Annotated in this window: 16 protein-coding genes; 9 read left to right on the forward strand and 7 right to left on the reverse strand. The window is 60.9% G+C overall.

What is annotated here, in order from left to right:
• Nucleotides 1-37: 37 nt before the first annotated feature.
• The 3 genes from QFZ88_RS01125 to QFZ88_RS01135 form a co-directional block, all read right to left on the reverse strand.
• Nucleotides 38-1603 carry an amidase gene (locus QFZ88_RS01125; protein WP_024924126.1) on the reverse strand — a complete coding sequence of 522 codons (1566 nt, stop codon included), beginning with the start codon at nt 1601-1603 and terminating at the stop codon, nt 38-40.
• 80 nt (nt 1604-1683) lie between these two features.
• Nucleotides 1684-1971: an Asp-tRNA(Asn)/Glu-tRNA(Gln) amidotransferase subunit GatC gene (gatC, locus tag QFZ88_RS01130; RefSeq protein WP_024924127.1), complete on the reverse strand. Its 288-nt coding sequence runs from the start codon at nt 1969-1971 to the stop codon at nt 1684-1686.
• A gap of 96 nt (nt 1972-2067) precedes the next feature.
• Nucleotides 2068-2775: a metal-dependent hydrolase gene (locus tag QFZ88_RS01135; protein WP_024924128.1), complete on the reverse strand. Its 708-nt coding sequence runs from the start codon at nt 2773-2775 to the stop codon at nt 2068-2070.
• Nucleotides 2776-2842: 67 nt separating this feature from the next.
• Here QFZ88_RS01135 and ruvX point away from each other — a divergent pair, with 67 nt between their 5' ends.
• The gene (gene ruvX, locus QFZ88_RS01140) at nt 2843-3310 is read left to right on the forward strand and encodes a Holliday junction resolvase RuvX (protein WP_024924129.1); all 468 of its coding nucleotides are present in this window, start codon (nt 2843-2845) and stop codon (nt 3308-3310) included.
• Here ruvX and QFZ88_RS01145 read toward each other — a convergent pair.
• Both QFZ88_RS01145 and QFZ88_RS01150 read right to left on the reverse strand, forming a co-directional pair.
• The gene (locus QFZ88_RS01145) at nt 3267-3608 is read right to left on the reverse strand and encodes a DUF6105 family protein (protein ID WP_024924130.1); all 342 of its coding nucleotides are present in this window, start codon (nt 3606-3608) and stop codon (nt 3267-3269) included. The two genes, ruvX and QFZ88_RS01145, sit on opposite strands and share 44 nt — an antisense overlap.
• A gap of 443 nt (nt 3609-4051) precedes the next feature.
• A complete protein-coding gene (locus QFZ88_RS01150; RefSeq protein ID WP_024926923.1) occupies nt 4052-5683 on the reverse strand; it encodes a DNA alkylation response protein in 1632 nt (543 codons plus the stop codon).
• 171 nt (nt 5684-5854) lie between these two features.
• On the opposite strand from QFZ88_RS01150, the gene QFZ88_RS01155 reads away from it, so the two are divergent.
• The 7 genes from QFZ88_RS01155 (at nt 5855) to QFZ88_RS01185 (ending at nt 12192) form a co-directional block, all read left to right on the forward strand.
• A complete protein-coding gene (locus tag QFZ88_RS01155) occupies nt 5855-6820 on the forward strand; it encodes an aspartate carbamoyltransferase catalytic subunit (protein ID WP_024926924.1) in 966 nt (321 codons plus the stop codon).
• Nucleotides 6817-8103 carry a dihydroorotase gene (locus tag QFZ88_RS01160; RefSeq protein WP_024926925.1) on the forward strand — a complete coding sequence of 429 codons (1287 nt, stop codon included), beginning with the start codon at nt 6817-6819 and terminating at the stop codon, nt 8101-8103. The genes QFZ88_RS01155 and QFZ88_RS01160 overlap by 4 nt, the downstream gene beginning before the upstream one ends.
• 36 nt (nt 8104-8139) lie before the next feature.
• A complete protein-coding gene (gene plsY / locus QFZ88_RS01165; protein ID WP_024926926.1) occupies nt 8140-8727 on the forward strand; it encodes a glycerol-3-phosphate 1-O-acyltransferase PlsY in 588 nt (195 codons plus the stop codon).
• Nucleotides 8724-9854 (forward strand): DNA-processing protein DprA, encoded by a 1131-nt coding sequence (dprA, locus tag QFZ88_RS01170; protein ID WP_024926927.1) that lies wholly within the window; start codon nt 8724-8726, stop codon nt 9852-9854. Before plsY ends, dprA begins: the two co-directional genes overlap by 4 nt.
• Before the next feature lie 151 nt (nt 9855-10005).
• Nucleotides 10006-10233, forward strand: coding sequence for a hypothetical protein (locus QFZ88_RS01175; protein WP_024926928.1), 228 nt, complete (start codon nt 10006-10008; stop codon nt 10231-10233).
• Between the two features lie 322 nt (nt 10234-10555).
• Nucleotides 10556-11389, forward strand: a complete 834-nt coding sequence (locus QFZ88_RS01180; RefSeq protein ID WP_024926929.1) for a hypothetical protein — start codon at nt 10556-10558, stop codon at nt 11387-11389.
• A gap of 578 nt (nt 11390-11967) precedes the next feature.
• Entirely contained in the window at nt 11968-12192 is a 225-nt protein-coding gene (locus QFZ88_RS01185; RefSeq protein ID WP_024926930.1) for an alkylphosphonate utilization protein, read from the forward strand.
• Here QFZ88_RS01185 and QFZ88_RS01190 read toward each other — a convergent pair.
• Together QFZ88_RS01190 and QFZ88_RS01195 are read right to left on the reverse strand one after the other, a co-directional pair.
• Nucleotides 12189-12317 carry a hypothetical protein gene (locus QFZ88_RS01190; RefSeq protein ID WP_275040862.1) on the reverse strand — a complete coding sequence of 43 codons (129 nt, stop codon included), beginning with the start codon at nt 12315-12317 and terminating at the stop codon, nt 12189-12191. The two genes, QFZ88_RS01185 and QFZ88_RS01190, sit on opposite strands and share 4 nt — an antisense overlap.
• A 212-nt stretch (nt 12318-12529) precedes the next feature.
• On the reverse strand, nt 12530-14515 hold the full coding sequence (locus tag QFZ88_RS01195; RefSeq protein WP_051512155.1) for an acyltransferase family protein: 1986 nt from the start codon (nt 14513-14515) through the stop codon (nt 12530-12532).
• A gap of 231 nt (nt 14516-14746) precedes the next feature.
• On the opposite strand from QFZ88_RS01195, the gene QFZ88_RS01200 reads away from it, so the two are divergent.
• A complete protein-coding gene (locus QFZ88_RS01200) occupies nt 14747-16681 on the forward strand; it encodes an acyltransferase family protein (protein ID WP_024926932.1) in 1935 nt (644 codons plus the stop codon).
• Nucleotides 16682-16868: the final 187 nt, after the last annotated feature.

Genomic DNA, 16868 nt, shown 5'->3' on the forward strand with positions numbered 1-16868 from the left:
CGCGCGCATGACGTGAACGCGGCAGCCAAGCAAACCGTTACCACCACTTCTCCGGCTGGAATCCGCCCGCGGCCTTTTCGATGACATGCGCGGTCTGGAACAGGGTTTCCTCGTCGAACGGGCGGCCGATGAGCTGCAGGCCGAGCGGCAGGCCGTGCTGGTCGAGGCCGGCGGGCACGGCAATGCCCGGCAGGCCGGCCATGTTCACGGTGACCGTGAAAATGTCGTTCAGATACATCTTCACCGGGTCAGCGGCCATGTCCTGATCGGCCACGCCAAAGGCGGCCGACGGCGTCGCCGGCGTCAGGATGACGTCGACGCCGGCGGCGAAGGCATCCTCGAAATCCTTCTTGATCAGCGTGCGCACCTTCTGCGCCTGCAGGTAGTAGGCGTCGTAATAACCCGCCGACAGCACGTAGGTGCCGATCATGATGCGGCGCTTGACCTCGCGGCCGAAACCGGCGGCACGGGTCTTTTCATACATGTCGACGATGTCCTTGCCCGGAACGCGCAGGCCGTAGCGCACGCCGTCATAACGGGCGAGGTTCGACGACGCCTCGGCCGGCGCCACGATGTAATAGGCCGGCAGCGCGTATTTGGTGTGCGGAAGCGAGATGTCGACGATCTCGGCACCCGCCTCCTTCAGCCATGCGATGCCCTGCTGCCACAGCGCCTCGATCTCTCCCGGCATGCCGTCGACGCGGTATTCCTTCGGAATGCCGATCTTCATGCCCTTGATCGAACGGCCGAGCGCCGCCTCGTAGTCCGGCACCGGACGATCAACGGAGGTTGTGTCCTTCGCATCGACCGAGGCCATGGATTTTAACAGGATGGCGGCGTCGCGCACGTCACGGGCGATCGGCCCGGCCTGGTCGAGCGACGAAGCGAAGGCAACAGTGCCCCAGCGCGAGACGCGGCCATAGGTCGGCTTGATGCCGACGGTTCCGGTGAATGCGGCCGGCTGGCGGATCGAGCCGCCGGTGTCGGTGGCGGTGGCACCGGCGCACAGGAAGGCTGAGACGGCCGCAGCCGAACCGCCGGACGAACCGCCGGGAACCAGCTGCATGTTGTCGTAGGTGCGGTTTTCCTTGACGCCACCAGGCTTCACGAAACCGACGCCGCCGTCATGGAAGGTCGGGGTGACGGTGGTCTGGACGCTCGATCGGCGCCACGGATTGATCACAGGGCCATAATAGGACGTCTCGTTGGACGAGCCCATGGCGAATTCGTCCATGTTGAGCTTGCCGAGCATGACCGCGCCGTCGGCCCACAGATTGGCGCTGACAGTCGATTCATAATGCGGCTTGAAACCGTCCAGCACATGGCTGCAAGCCTGCGTGTGCACGCCTTCTGTGGCGAACAGGTCCTTGATGCCGAGCGGAATGCCTTCCAGCGCCCCGCCCTCGCCCCTGGCGAGCTTGGCGTCGGAGGCCTTGGCCATGTCACGTGCCTTGTCGTGGGTGACCGCGACATAGGCGTTGATCACGGGATTGGCCTGGTCGATCGCGCTGAGATACGCATCGGTGATCTCGCCGGCGGAGAATTCCTTCGCCCGCAGCTTGGCGCGTGCTTCGGCTATGGTCAGTCTGGTCAGATCACTCATCGGGCAAACTTCATTTCATAAATCGCGAATGGCCGGGACAAGGTTTTCGGAACCGCATTGCAGGCAGAAAAGCCGCGACGCTATTCCACCACCTTCGGCACGAGGAAAAAGTTCTCTTCGGTCGCCGGTGCGTTGGCGACGATATCGGCGGCCTTGTTGCCGTCGGTGACGACGTCCTCGCGCTTCCTCATCGCCATCGGCGTCACCGAAGTCATCGGCTCGATCCCGGTAACATCGACCTCGTTCAGCTGCTCGACGAAGCCGAGAATGGTGTTGAGCTCGCCAGTCATGCGGGCCGCGTCCTCCTCGTCCACAGCGATGCGGGCAAGGTGCGCGACGCGCTTGACGGTCTTAATGTCGACGGACATGGAAGCCTCGGCAATCGTGTCGGAAAAGATCAAGCGGCTATAACCGCGCGCCGCGCCGCGCGCAACCTCGAACGGCGCTAACCGCCGGCACCGCGCCTAGAGCGAGATCGTCTCGCCAACCTTCGGCAACGCCACTTTCGTACCAGTCCCCTCCATGCCGGCAACGAACTTGTCGGCCGACTGGTCGATGACCGGGAAAGTGCCGAAGTGGCATGGCACGACCGTGTCGAACTTGAAGAAGCGCCGGCAGGCAAGGGCCGCCACCGCACCGCCCATTGTGAAACGGTCGCCGATCGGCACCAGGCCGATCTTCGGCTGATGCAATTCGTTGATCAGCGCCATGTCGGAGAAGATATCGGTGTCGCCCATGTGATAGAGCGTCTCGTCGTCGGGGAAATGCAGGATCAGCCCGCCGGGATTGCCCATATAGGTGTTGGTGCCGCCCTCGCCCGACAGCGACGAGGAATGCAGCGCCTGCACGAAGGTGGTGGTGAAGCCGCCGCAATCGACGGTGCCGCCGATATTGCCGGGATTGATCTTGTCAGCAGAAACGCCCTTGCCGACCAGGAACATGCAGATCTCGAAATTGGCGACCAGCATGGCGCCGCTCTTCTTCAGGATGTCGGCGGCGCTGCCGACATGGTCGTCATGGCCATGGGTGAGCAGGACATGGGTGACGCCGTCGGCGACGCCTTCCCAACCGCCGCCCCAGGACGGGTTGCCCACCAGGAAGGGATCGATCAGGATCGTCGCATCGCCCGCCTCGACCCGAAACGCCGAGTGCCCGTACCAGGTGAGTTTCATCTACTGCTCCTCGATTTTGCGAAAACAGGAAGATAGAACGGCAGCGGGTCAAGTCAAAGGAAAGCACTTGGGTATAATCGCAATCGAAGACGTGCCTCCCCTGCTGGCCTCGGGCGGTACACTGGCCGGCATCGACCTCGGCGACAAGACCATCGGAGTGGCGGTGTCGGACCGAGGCCAGTCCTTCGCGCATCCACGCCCGGTCATCATGCGCAAGAAGTTCTCGCTCGATGCCGCCGCGCTGCTCACGCTTCTCGGCAAGGAGAATGTCGCGGCCATCGTCATCGGCCTGCCGATCAACATGGATGGTTCCGAGGGGCCTCGCGCGCAGAAATCCCGTGCCTTCGTGCGCAACATGGCGCCGCTCAGCCCGCTGCCCTTCATTTTGTGGGACGAGCGGCTGTCCACGGTCGCCGCCGAACGCGCGCTCTTGGAAATGGATGTGTCGCGCCGCAAGCGCGAAACGCGCATCGATTCGGCGGCAGCCGCCTTTATTCTGCAGGGAGCCTTGGACCGCCTTCGAGCATTGAGCTGACCCGCTTGGCGCTGTCTCGCGCGGCAGCCCTGCCGCGCCACCATGCCGCGATCTTCTTGCGCCGGCGGAAGGCGATGATGCCGGCCACGAGGAAACTATCGAAAACACATGCCCTGGCGACCATGCCGGGAATGATGGCCGGATCGATGCCGAGGATCTCCCCGTAGAGCTGGAAGACCATGTCGTGCAGCTGGCGGCTCAGCATCACATAGCCAAAGTTCATGTCGTTGAGCGACAGGAAGTACCAGCCCCAGAAAAGTACGAGCGGCGTGATCCAAAGCAGCAGCAAGGTGCGCATCAGCCCACCTTTCCGGCTGCTCGACGCCGGAATCCCGCATACGCCTTAACCATAACCGCCCAATGGGCGGTTCTGTTCTGGCCTTTGAATGGTTGCGGAACGCGGCGCATGGTCTTCCTATCGTGGGAAAAGACAGTGGGGCTTGTCGCCCCGCGCTGCAATGGAAACCATTTGTTAAGGTTAACAGGCAGGGCCCCTTACCTTCTCCCCTTGCGGGAGAAGGTGGCCGAGCCCCGGCGGCAAAGCCGCCGTCGAAGGCGAGGTCGGATGAGGGGTGCTGGAGGAAACGAGGCGTTTCGGAACTAGCACCCGTCAAAACCCACTTCGCATCCTGCGAAGTAACACTCCGTCCAACACCCCTCATCCGCCTTCGCCAGCGGCGGCTTTGCCGCCGGGCTCAGGCACCTTCTCCCACAAGGGGAGAAGGGAAGGCTCGATCGGTGCTAGTTCGTCTCCGGATAGAGCGTGTCCAGGATCATGCGGGCGTCGTGGCGCGAATCCAGCATGCCATAGGTGTTACGCCATTGGCCGGCCAGCCGCGTTTCGATGAAGGCATCGGCGATGCGCCCTGCCCCCAGCCGCTTCAACTCCGCCGCGGCCGCCGCCAGCGCCAGCTGTTCCGTCAAAATCCGGGCTGAGCCTTCGTCGGTCGAAGCCACTTGCATGGCCGCCTTCAGGACACTGATCGTGCCACGCCCATTGGCGCCGAGGTCGCGGTCGATACCGGCGAGAACCTCCTCGAAGAGCGCCGGCGCCCGGCTGACGACACGCAGCACGTCCAGCGCCATAACGTTGCCGGACCCTTCCCAGATCGCGTTGACCGGCGCCTCGCGATAATAGCGCGCCAGCGGCGCCTCCTCGACATAGCCATTGCCGCCGAGGCATTCCATCGCCTCGTAGAGCAGCGGCGGCGCGATCTTGCAGACCCAGTATTTCACCACCGGGGTCATGGCGCGGGCAAAGGCCGCCTCGCCGCGATCGGCGGCGGCCTCGTCGAAGGAACGCGCCAGGCGGAACGACAGCGCCGTGGCGGCGGCGACGTCCAGCGCCATGTCGGCCAGAACGCGCTGCATTAAGGGCTGGTCGATCAGGTTCGCACCGAACACCTTGCGATAGCGGCAATGGTGAACCGCCTCCGCCAGCCCTGCCCGCATGAGCGCTGCGGAGGCTACCGCACAATCCAGCCTGGTCAGCGTGACCATATCCATGATCGTCTTGATGCCGTGGCCAGGCTCGCCCACCATCTCGCCGATGGCGTTTTCGAACTCCACTTCCGACGAGGCATTGGAACGGTTGCCGAGTTTGTCCTTGAGACGCTGGAAACGGAACCCGTTGCCCGAACCATCGCCAAGGATGCGCGGCACCAGGAAGCACGACAGACCTTCCGACGCTTGCCCGAGCACCAGGAACGCATCCGACATCGGCGCCGACATGAACCATTTGTGCCCGGTGAGGCGATAAAAGCCGCTGGAACCGGCGCGCTCGGCCTTTGTCGTGTTGGCACGCACATCCGTGCCGCCCTGCTTCTCGGTCATGCCCATGCCGAGCGTCAGCCCAGCCTTTTCCACCGGCGGCTTTTGCGCCTGGTCGTATTTGCGCGTCGTCACCCGCGGCGCCCACTCCCGGAAAATCTTCGGGTTGGCCATCAAGGCGGCCAGCGAGGCGTTGGTCATGGTGATCGGGCAAAGATGGCCAGTCTCGAGCTCTGCCGTCAGATAGAAGCGCGCGGCGCGCACCTGATGGCGGCGGCCGATCTCGGCCTCGCCGTTTTCCCAGACAGAGGAATGCAACCCGTTGGCGACCGAGCGGCGCATCAGGGCATGATAGGCAGGGTGGAACTCGACCAGGTCGATGCGTTTGCCCTGCCGGTCATGCGTCCGCAATTTCGGCGTGTCGGTGTTGGCGAGGCGAGCGAGATCCTGCGCCTCCTGCGTCAGCACGAAGCGGCCCAGCCCGTCGAGATCCTTGCGCACGGGTTCGGAAAAGCGCTCGGCCAGCTGAATCAGCAGCGGGTCGCCTCGCCAGGCATTTCCGCCGGCGAGCGGCGGCGGCTGGTTCATCACGTCGTCGGCCACGCGTTCCCTTTCATTCCGGTTCCAACGGCGCCCGATGCTCGAATCCCGGACCGTCCGCCGGTTTATAACGGAGGTGCCGCCCGCGCGCGACGAAAATACCGGTGGATAGCCACTCTATCCGAAGCGGGCGCTTGCGGGGGGAACGCGCCCGCCCTATAGCACCCCCTTGAGATGACCGACGCTTCGTCCCTTCCGCTGTATCCGCACCGCCACCTCCTGGGCATCAGCGACCTTTCTCCCGCCGACATCGAACTGCTTCTGGACCGCGCCGACCGTGCCGTGGCGATTTCGCGCCAGTCCGAGAAGAAGACCTCGACCCTGCGCGGGCGCACCCAGATCAACCTGTTCTACGAAGCCTCGACGCGCACGCAGTCGTCCTTCGAACTGGCAGGCAAACGGCTTGGCGCCGACGTCATGAACATGTCGGTCGCCTCGTCCTCGGTGAAGAAGGGCGAAACGCTGATCGACACCGCGATCACGCTGAACGCCATGCGGCCGGACATCCTGATCATTCGCCACCAGTCGGCGGGTGCCGCCGCCCTGCTCGCCCAAAAGGTCGGCTGCTCGGTGGTCAATGCCGGCGACGGCACGCATGAACACCCCACCCAGGCGCTGCTCGACGCGCTTACCATCCGCCGCGCCAAAGGGCCGTTGTCGAAGCTGATCGTGGCGATCTGCGGCGATATCCTGCATTCGCGCGTCGCCCGTTCCAACATCATCCTGCTCAATGCGCTGGGCGCGCAGGTGCGCGTCGTAGCGCCTTCCACGCTGCTTCCTTCCGGCATCGAGCGCATGGGCGTCATCGTTGCCCGCTCCATGGCCGAGGGGCTGAAGGACGCCGACGTGGTGATGATGCTGCGCCTGCAGCGCGAACGCATGGAGGGTGCATTCGTGCCTTCGGTGCGCGAATACTTCCGCTATTTCGGCCTCGATGCCGAGAAGCTCAAGGCCGCCAAGGACGACGCGCTGGTCATGCATCCCGGGCCGATGAACCGCGGCGTCGAGATCGCCTCGGAAGTGGCGGACGGGCCGCAAAGCGTCATCCAGGAACAGGTCGAGATGGGCGTCGCCGTGCGCATGGCGGTGATGGAGGCCTTGCTCGATCCACGCCGCAACCAGGAGGGCCGCGGCGCATGACGAAAACGGTTTTCGAGCGCGCCCGCATCGTCGATCCGTCGCGCGGTATCGATGAGATCGGCACCGTCATCGTCGATGGCAGGACCATTCTTGCGGCCGGTGCGGCAGCGCTGAACCAGGGCATTCCGGAAGGCGCGCAGGTCATCGACTGCGCCGGCAAGGCGATCATTCCGGGCCTGGTCGACGCTCGTGTCTTCATCGGCGAACCGGGCGGCGAACACCGCGAGACAATCCGCTCGGCCAGCCAGGCGGCGGCCGCCGGCGGCGTTACCTCGCTGGTGATGATGCCCGACACCGACCCGGCGATCGACACGGTCGCGCTGGTCGAATTCGTGCTGCGCACGGCCAAGGATACGGCGAGCGTCAATGTCTTTCCGGCGGCAGCCGTCACCAAAGGGCTTGCCGGCCGCGAGATGACGGAATTCGGCCTGCTGCGCGAGGCAGGCGCCGTCGCCTTCACCGATGGACGCCACACCATCGCCAATGCGCTGGTGATGCGCCGGGCACTGACCTATGCGCGCGATTTCGGCGCGGTGATCGCCCATGAGACGCAGGATGTGGACCTCGCTTCCGCCGGCGTCATGAACGAAGGGCTCTATGCCAGCTGGCTCGGCCTTTCGGGCATCCCGCGCGAAGCCGAACTGATCCCGCTGGAGCGTGATCTGGCGCTCGCCCGGCTCACCAGGGGCAATTATCACGCCGCCAAGATTTCCACCGCGATGTCGGCGGCGGCGATCGCACGCGCCAAGGCGGACGGCGCCAATGTGACGGCCGGCGTCGCCATCCACAATCTGGCGCTTAATGAAAACGATGTCGGGCAATACCGCACCTTCTTCCGGCTGATGCCGCCGCTGCGCGCCGAAGAGGACAGGCAGGCGATGATCGAGGCGCTGAAGGACGGAACCGTCGACATCGTCGTCTCCTCGCACGATCCGCAGGACGTCGACACCAAGCGCCTGCCCTTCGCCGATGCCGCGGCCGGCGCTGTCGGCCTCGAAACGCTGCTCGCCGTGGCCTTGCGCCTCTACCACAATGAAGACCTGTCGCTGCTCAGGGTGATCGAGGTGCTGTCAACGGCGCCAGCCAGGCTGTTCGGCTTGCCCGGCGGCACGCTGAAGCCTGGTGCTTCGGCCGATCTCGTGCTGGTCGACCTGAACGAACCGTGGATCGTCAGCGAGGCCGGCATCCGCTCGCGCTCCAAGAACACATGCTTCGAAGGCGCGCGCCTGCAGGGCAAGGTCTTGCAAACACTGGTTGCAGGCCGCACAGTGTTTTCCGCCTAGCGCTCGTCCAGAAGCGCGGGCAACCCCGGGGGGACTATGTCTTTCATTTTGGTCTTGGCGCCCATCGTCGGCTATGTGTGCGGCTCGATCCCGTTCGGATTGCTGCTCACCCGCGCCGCGGGCCTTGGTGATGTCCGCAAGATCGGCTCCGGCAATATCGGTGCCACCAACGTGCTGCGCACCGGCAACAAGGGCCTGGCGGCGGCCACGCTGGTCCTCGACGCGCTGAAGGGAACCGTTCCCGCGCTGATCTTCGCGCGCTATGGCGCGGAGGCCGGCGCATTGGCGGGTGCCGGCGCTTTCATCGGCCACATTTTCCCCGCCTGGCTCGGCTTCAAGGGCGGCAAGGGCGTCGCCACCTATCTCGGCGTGCTGATCGGCCTCGCCTGGCAGGTGGCCCTGATCTTCGCCGCCGTCTGGCTGGCGATGGCGGTGCTGTTCCGCTACTCCTCGCTCGCCGCGCTGACGGCCTGCGTGGTGGTGCCGGTCGCGCTTTTCGCCCTCGGCCACCTTGAATACGGTCTCGCTTTCGCCCTGATGAGCGTGCTCGTCTTCTACAAGCACCGCGCCAACATCGAACGGCTGCGGGCCGGCACCGAGGGCCGGATCGGAGCAAAGGGATGAACAGCCCCGTCGCCGGTCTGCACCTCAGCGACCGGCAGCGGCTGAACTGGCTTCGACTGATCCGCACGCCCAATGTCGGCCCGGCCTCTTTCCGCGACCTTATCAACCGCTTCGGTTCCGCCGAGACGGCGCTCGAGTTCCTGCCTGAATTGACGCTTTCCGGCGGCGCCAACCGCCTGGCGAAGATCCCAAGCATCGCCGAGGTGGAAGCCGAAATGGAAACGGCCCGCCGGGCCGGGGCACGTTTCGTCTGCATCGGCGAGCCGGACTATCCGCCGCTCTTGAAGCGCATGGACCACCCGCCGCCCGTGCTTGCGATCAAGGGCGTCGGCGCGGTATTCGCCTTGCCGACTGTCGCCATCGTCGGCGCTCGCAACGCTTCGCTCGCCGGCATCAAGATGGCGCGCATGCTGGCGGCGGAACTCGGCCGCGAAGGTTATGCCATCGTCTCGGGCCTGGCGCGCGGCATCGACACCGCCGCCCATCAGGGCAGCCTGTCGACGGGCACTGTCGCGGTGCTGGCCGGCGGCCTCGACCACCCCTACCCGCCGGAAAATCTCGGCCTGTTCGAGGAGATCACCGAGCGTGGCGCCGTCGTTTCCGAAATGCCGTTCGGATGGCAGCCGCGCGCGCAGGATTTCCCGCGCCGCAACCGGCTGGTTGCCGGAATGGCGTTCGGCCTGATCGTCGTCGAAGCCGCCGATCGTTCCGGCTCGCTGATCAGCGCGCGGCTGGCTGGCGAAATGGGCCGGCTGGTGTTCGCGGTGCCGGGCTCGCCGCTCGATCCGCGCGCCCGCGGCACCAATGGTCTTATTAAGGATGGCGCAACTCTGGTCACCGAAACCGCAGACGTGCTTAATGCGCTAATGCCGCTGGTTGGAGGGCATGCAACGCCGACATTGCCTGTGGAAGAACCGCCGGATTTTTCCGCGACGCCGCCACCTGGCGACAGCGAGCGCGAGCGTGTTGCCGAGACCCTCGGCCAAACACCTGTAAATATTGACGAAATTATCCGCCATACCGGCCTGCATCCAGCGCAGGTGGCGATGGTCCTTTTGGAACTCGACCTGGCCGGCCGGCTGGAGCGCCATGCCGGCGGCTCTGTTTCACTGATCTTTATCGATTGAGCCGCATTGTCGGGTCGGATCAGATGAAAATTCGACAGTTCGATAAAATTCTAATCTTATCCTACTGATTTTACTCATCTTTCATTCAATAGAATCGCGCACCACTCTCGCCGTGTCCCGTCTTGCCGGGCACGCAGGAACGGAGGCGATCGTGAAAGAACGTTTTGAGCTTGTTTTGGACCCAACGGACCTTTGGACCATCTGGGACAACGAGACGGATCAGCCTGTCGTGTTCGCCAACCAGCTCCTGGCGGGCTTGAGCAAAAGCGAGGCCGAAGCCGCCTACCAGATCCTGGTCGAAATCGTGCGCAAGCGCGAGTTGGAAAAGAGCAAGAAGCACCAGCAGGACAAGAAGAAGCGCTCGCCCGACGCTGCGTGACGATCCTTATCCCAAATAAGGAAACAGATCACGTCTTTTCTAGTCAAGCGGGTTGGCGTGCAGCCGGTATTCCAGCGGGCCTTCTGATCAATGATAATTCTCAGGCACCTAGCGGTTCAGGCGCCAACCCGCGCCACGCCTCCACCCAATTTTGGTCGTCCAAACGCCAGCGACAGGCGCTAGCGAATAAGTTATTGGTGGCTTGGCGAAGGATAGTATTCCGCCAAGGGGGAGCTATGAGAAGTGCACTGGCTGCAATCTTTCTGTTGTTCAATATTGGGCTTGCCATAGCGCAAGAACGCTACCCGCAGTATTTGCCAGAATGGATTTGGAACGACGACAAGCGAATAGCCAGCATTATGGATCCGGGTTTTGCTACGCTTTTCAGACTGACATCGCGGCAGCCAAGGCCTTAATTAAGAACGGAAACCCAGAGGAGGGTTCGCTTAAGTTCGATGCGGCACGCCAAAAATTGCACGCTCAGCTTTCGACCCGCGACCTCGCACGCTACGGGAACGTTGTCACGTCGCATGACAAAAAGCGGAGAATTGCTTTATGGCTCGACCCCGCTTTTCCCGACCACATGAAGCCTGTCCTGCAAGCAGCAATAAGCATCTACCTGACAGTCGCGACAGATTATTCTGTCGTAACGGAGGCTTACTTAAACTCGACGGAAACAGCCGGGCCGATACCAAGCAAGGAGCAAGAAGATTACCTATACCTTTATTCGGTCAGCGCGATAAGGCCACAGAGTGTGGAACTATTCACGAGCCAACTCGCGCAGGTACTTAATTCCGACACCGACATCCCAGCCATCGTCATATCATCGTATGCCGGCGGCAAAGAAAATGTCTGGTGGGGGGGCGGGCTTTACGACTCATATGGAAATCCAAAACTGTGGCTGACCAGAGTGAATCCAAAGGGCTTTCTGTACATTCGGCTCAACTCCGACCGTATGGCCAGTGATCAAATTCGACACGACGATCCGAAGTTTTGGGCATCAAAGATCTCACATGAGATCGCACACAACCTTGGATACTGGCACCCGAGCTACGCGAGCCCAGATGAACGAGACACGATAGCGAGCGTCAGAAATCGACCATTCATCTACGCATATGAACTGGCCGTGTTGGCTGCAGCCGATAAGCTGAAATAGTTCGTCAGAACATTATGATTTCCACGCTACTGCGATCCACACAAACAGAAAACTATGACGAATGATTACGAAATGATAAGCGCTTGAGTATACCAAGCTTCTAACTTACCCCATTTGAGGCATGACTTCTCTGCGTCGTAGGAGCAAGCTTGCGGCCTCATTGAAGGGGGCTGACATGAGAGTTCTAAGCTTTGCAGTCGCAGCATTATTTTTTGCAGGAACGGCATTTGCCGCCGATCCCGTTGTGCGAAACGGAGCTCAGCTACCTCAATCGACTATCGCTAAACTGAAGAAGAAGACGATCCTCAAGAACAAGCCGTTGAGCTCATGCTACCGAAACTGCCCCAATGGTTGGTCGCCATCATGTGATTACAACGGATTTTGCGACGCGCGAGGATGCTTCAGTACGTGCGTTTGTTTTTGCCAACCCAATTAAACCTAAGCCGCGCAGAACGCTTGCCACGCAATCGCTGCGCCAACTGATGGCGTCAGCCGAATGTTTAATCAAATCGCTCCAGCTTCACTTGGCTAACACCGTCTCAGCGGTGTAGTGCGAGGCCAACTCAGGAGATGGCAACATGACCGACGATGTAGTGGTACGCGACAGCAACGGAACGCAGTTGAACGACGGGGATTCTGTCACGCTGATCAAGGATTTGAAGGTCAAGGGGACCTCGGAGACGCTCAAGCGCGGAACCCTGGTCAAAAACATCCGCCTGAACGGCAATCCCGGCGAGGTCGAGGCCAATACCAAGCAAGTCAAAGGGCTGGTGCTGAAAACCGAGTTTGTGAAGAAGGCCTAGGTCGCGCGGAACGCCTTCCACGCCGCCACGGTGCCAGCTGAAGGCGTTGGCAACAGCTTGATGATGGTGCGCTCGGTGTCGTCGATGGCGAGACTATCGGTCAGCCGGCCGCCAGCGTTCCGCATATCGGCGACAACACCTCCCGAACCTTGAACCGTTTCCGTGACAAGCCGCGGAGCAGCCCTCCGGCGGCCCGGGCTTTGTCAATGCCGTCGGAGCGGCCGATGAGACCGAGGACGGGCGACAGACTGAGTATTTGTTGCGCGCAGCAGCAGTCGCCGCGCCGTTGGGCACGTTGTGGTTCATGGTCGTTCCTTTCAGAAGGTAGGGAACCCGGCTACTTCAAAGCGCCGACGAATTCTCGATTGCCGCTTGAAGGGAAATCTCCCCAGCGAGCCTTCACTTCGTCCATCAATTGACGAACGACAAGGTCAGTGCCTTTGACCGACAGGTGGTCGTCATCATGGTAGAAAACATCAGAAGCCTGGTTGGTGGCACAACGATCTTTGACGAAAGTGTTACAGAGAACCAGATCAGGACGTACAGCGATAATGTCACCGTCGGCTGAGACGAATTTGTCAAAAATCTCGAACACTCGCCAGTTGCGAGTTTTGTAGACGTCGTAGGATGTGGTTAGGCCATCCCGAATTTGCCGCATCGACATTTTCTGCAATGTCGCGGGCACCACCCAGCCCACTTCAGGGACCGGATACACGAGGATGATCTTCTTGCCTCGCTGCTCAAGGTCCTGAATGCCATCAATAATCGATTGGGTGAAAGTCTGCTTCTCCTGTTCGCTTCTTCCGACAAAGGTTGCGTCGAGGCCTTCGATGCCGCCCTCTCCGTTGTCGAATGCCGTATTTTCGATTCTTAGAGTGAAGCGGCCGGCAAGGATAACGGTCTCAATCTGAGGCTCGAATATCTGGGCCTTCTGTTTTGATAGGATGTCGTTCCATTCGTCCGCCCGGTAATAGAAGTTCGGGAACGACTTAACCAAAACATCCCCGGTGGCGAGCACCAAAGCCGACTTACCGGAGCCCTTCAATGCGCGGTCCAAACTCGTTGCCAAGGCAGCGGCATGGCTATCCCCGACCAGCGCGATGGTTGGAGGAACCGGATCGCCGACAATGCAATTGTGCCTGAAACAGTCTTGCCCGGCTGAATTTAAATAGCCCGCCGCCACCTCGATCGGCGGCCGCCTCCCAGGGAAGCCGTTCATGGCATATCCGGTGTAGCCCACAGCGATCAGCGAAACGAGCGCCGAGGCTGATGCAGTCCAAACAGTCGGCGGAGAGACTAGCCCCGGTTTCCTGAACGGTTGTTCGACAAACCTCCATGACAGGTAGGAAAGCACGACGGCAAGCGCGATAAGTGCGGCGTAGGTCGGCCATTCCACTTCGTTGATCGAATACAATCGGGCGAAGGCGAATAGGGGTTGGTGCCAAAGATAGAGCGAATACGAGATGAGGCCCAAGCCGACGATAGGGGCCGAAGCCAAAAGTCTGGACACCGGGTCTCTGCCGCCCGGGTACCAGATGAGCAGTGCAGCGCCGCTCACCGGAGCGACGGTTAGAATTCCCGGGTGAGGCGTTGCGCCATTGAATTGCACTATCGAACCAACGATGAGGGCCATTCCAACTACGGGCATGACGCGAGACAGAGTCGTGGTTGTCGGGCGGCCGCCGAACTTTTGCTCAGCAACCGCCAGCAAGGCGCCGACGACTAGTTCCCAAGCCCTCGTGGGGAACAAATAGAAGCCTGCCGCTGCAAATCGGGTTGATATCAATTGCGCCAAGCAAAGCGAAGCCACCCCGATAAGTGTCAGGGTTAGCCACATCCTCCTGCCTTTGCCGTATATCACCCATAGCAACAGTGGGAAGAAGACGTAAAACTGCTCTTCCACCGCCAGCGACCAGGTGTGGAACAGCGGTTTCAGATGCAGCGATTCCGAAAAATAATCGGCATCCCACCAGAAGAAGAAATTTGATCCGAAGAAGGCCGTGGCAACAATGCTACGCGCAAAATTCTTCAACTGATCCGGCATCATCCAAAGCCATGCCGGAATGAATGACGCCAACACCACCAGTATAAGAGCCGGTAGAAGCCTCCGCGCTCGCTTTTCATAAAAGCGGAGTATCGAGAACCGCTCGTGGGCCATATCCTTGAGTAGGGTGCGAGCGATTACGTAACCGGAAATGACGAAAAAGATGTCGACGCCAAGATACCCACCCACGAAAAGCGGCGAGCCGGCGTGGAAGAGAATAACCGGGAAGACTGCAATTGCACGCAGTCCATCAACGGTCGTCCTGTGGTCACTGTTCAAGTTGAAACCCGACAAAAAACCCACCGGCTTATCGCAACAGGCCAGGGCAAGGTCAACGCACATTAGCTGTGGTGGCTAGACTCTATCTGCTGCGCCGGCTCACTGCGATACTGTAACCGTGCCGCCCTTCCTGCTTAGAGCCGCCATCCTGTCCCCAAGCCTGAGTGCGTCCGGGCAACACCTCGCGCATAGGTATTGGCAAAATAGCGCATTCCATGCAATTCAGCTCGAATGAGAGTCAGTGGCTACCGACCGGACATAGACGGCCTGCGAGCATTCGCCGTGATCGCCGTCGTTCTATTCCATGCTGGCATCACCCGCTTTGCCGGCGGTTATCTTGGTGTTGATGTATTCTTTGTGATTAGCGGCTATCTGATCACCGGAAACATCAAGCGTGACGTGGAGCGCGGCCAATTCAGCTTTGCTGAATTCTACACACGGCGAGGCCGGCGCCTGTTCCCGGCGCTGGTGGCGACTTTGTTGGTCTCCGGCGCGGCCTCGGCTTTGCTCCTGTCACCCGCACTCATGGCCGACTTCGGCGGCTCGCTGGCAGCGTCCGTGTTCTCGCTAGCGAATGTCTATTTCTGGCTCGGATCGGGTTACTTCGACGGCGCGGCGATAGGCAAGCCGTTGCTGCACACATGGTCACTGAGCGTCGAAGAACAGTTTTACCTCGTTTGGCCCGTCTTTCTGCTCTTGCTGCTCCGAAGAAGCTTACCTTGGCTATGGATCGCCATTGCAGGCGCGATCAGTATCGTGGCCGTCATCGCTTGGAACGGATCGACAACGACGACGTTCTTTCTCACCCCATTTCGCGTCTATCAATTCGCTATCGGTGCGTTGCTCGTCTGGCTGCCCGCCGTCCGTACGGGCAGGTTGCAGGAGTTGATCTTGGCTGCTGGCATTGCAGCATTGGTCGCGGCCGTAGTGCTGTTCGACCCTGTCTCAAACCAAGCGCTTGCTGGCATGGTTGCGGCCACCGGGGCCGCTGCGGTTCTGTCGGCGGGCCAGGCACGGTTCGTTGGCCTTCTCCTGCGCAACCCCATATCTGTCTACCTGGGCAGGATCAGCTATTCTGTTTATCTCGCTCATTGGCCTGTTGTCGTTTTTGCGGCCTATGTCCTTCAGCGCAATTTCACGGGCGCCGACAAAGCCACGCTAGTAACAGCAGCCGTAGCTCTCGGGGCGGTCCTCTCGCACACCGTCGAGCAGCCGTTCCGACATGCGGGGAAAGCATCATTCGGTCGCTCCCGTTATTGGGCTTCATTCACCGCAGCGGCAGTGGCTGTCGCGCTACTCGGATACAGCGCTACCACCACCGGATGGCCATGGCGGCTAGGCGAACGCGGATACTTCCTCGCAGATTTTCGAACGGACCCGGAAAAAGTCCAACTGGTCGGATATGGTGGGGACGGTTGCAATCCGAATGGCTGCATGACGAAAGGGGGCGGAGCCCCAGACCTCATAGTCATTGGCGATTCCCACGCGCGGCAATACTATGCGGGTTTCCTCAAAGCACTTCCTGACCTGAACGTTCAATTCTTCGAGTTCAGCAGTTGCCCATTCTATTCCCCAACATACACGCGAGATTTCCGCACTCACCCTGATCCAATCCTATACGACAAAGGTTGCCGGCAGATGCGGGCCACCGCCTTCAAAGCCATCCGCTCAGCCAGAGTGCCTGTGGTGATCGGGCAGTATTGGGATATTTACCCAATGATCGATGAAATCACTGGTCAAAAGCGGCAACTAGAATCCGCTGAAGACCTTGCAACCTTCGCTGCAAGCGAGCTTGTGAAGCTTAAGCGCGACCTTGGGATTTCGCACCTTTTCGTCATCGGTAATGTGCCAACTGTAGGAGTGGCTGGCACGCCGCTTGATTGCATGGGGCGCACCTTCTTGACTATGGCCGCATGTGCGAGCGAGGCAATTGACAACGCGACCGTTTCGGCGAGGGCCGCCATCAATGGACTGATGGCAGCCCGTATTGGCGATACCGCCCTGTTCCTGGACCCCTTCGATGTCCTCTGCAGCGATGTCAAATGCTTAATGATAGCCGATGGGATCCCTCTATATTCGGATCAGACGCATCTGTCGGCGTGGGGTGCGAGGCGCATCGTCACCGAGTTTGCCAGCAAGATCGAGACGGTATTGCACCCGGGATAGGCGCTCCAAGCGTCCATATGCCTCTTGGATGGAGATATGGGCTCAGGCCTATCCATTCGTGCGAGGCATAGCGATGCAGTAACTAGACCCGCGTGGCCTCAAAATAGAGCAGGTGATAGCCGGGGTCGTCAAAATACAAGAAGCTCACGGGCACCATCTCCGACTTGGTGATGCGATATCCCGCCTT

Source organism: Mesorhizobium sp. YL-MeA3-2017 (assembly GCF_030814575.1).
Taxonomy (GTDB): domain Bacteria; phylum Pseudomonadota; class Alphaproteobacteria; order Rhizobiales; family Rhizobiaceae; genus Mesorhizobium; species Mesorhizobium terrae.

Excerpts from the sequence above, each read along its gene's own strand:
- QFZ88_RS01185 (WP_024926930.1), top strand. The coding sequence starts at position 11,968 with ATGACCGACGATGTAGTGGTACGCGACAGCAACGGAACGCAGTTGAAC.
- QFZ88_RS01190 (WP_275040862.1), bottom strand. The coding sequence starts at position 12,317 with ATGCGGAACGCTGGCGGCCGGCTGACCGATAGTCTCGCCATCGACGAC.
- QFZ88_RS01155 (WP_024926924.1), top strand. The coding sequence starts at position 5,855 with ATGACCGACGCTTCGTCCCTTCCGCTGTATCCGCACCGCCACCTCCTG.
- gatC (WP_024924127.1), bottom strand. The coding sequence starts at position 1,971 with ATGTCCGTCGACATTAAGACCGTCAAGCGCGTCGCGCACCTTGCCCGC.
- QFZ88_RS01180 (WP_024926929.1), top strand. The coding sequence starts at position 10,556 with ATGGATTTGGAACGACGACAAGCGAATAGCCAGCATTATGGATCCGGG.
- QFZ88_RS01125 (WP_024924126.1), bottom strand. The coding sequence starts at position 1,603 with ATGAGTGATCTGACCAGACTGACCATAGCCGAAGCACGCGCCAAGCTG.
- QFZ88_RS01145 (WP_024924130.1), bottom strand. The coding sequence starts at position 3,608 with ATGCGCACCTTGCTGCTGCTTTGGATCACGCCGCTCGTACTTTTCTGG.
- QFZ88_RS01200 (WP_024926932.1), top strand. The coding sequence starts at position 14,747 with ATGAGAGTCAGTGGCTACCGACCGGACATAGACGGCCTGCGAGCATTC.
- plsY (WP_024926926.1), top strand. The coding sequence starts at position 8,140 with ATGTCTTTCATTTTGGTCTTGGCGCCCATCGTCGGCTATGTGTGCGGC.
- QFZ88_RS01160 (WP_024926925.1), top strand. The coding sequence starts at position 6,817 with ATGACGAAAACGGTTTTCGAGCGCGCCCGCATCGTCGATCCGTCGCGC.
- dprA (WP_024926927.1), top strand. The coding sequence starts at position 8,724 with ATGAACAGCCCCGTCGCCGGTCTGCACCTCAGCGACCGGCAGCGGCTG.
- QFZ88_RS01135 (WP_024924128.1), bottom strand. The coding sequence starts at position 2,775 with ATGAAACTCACCTGGTACGGGCACTCGGCGTTTCGGGTCGAGGCGGGC.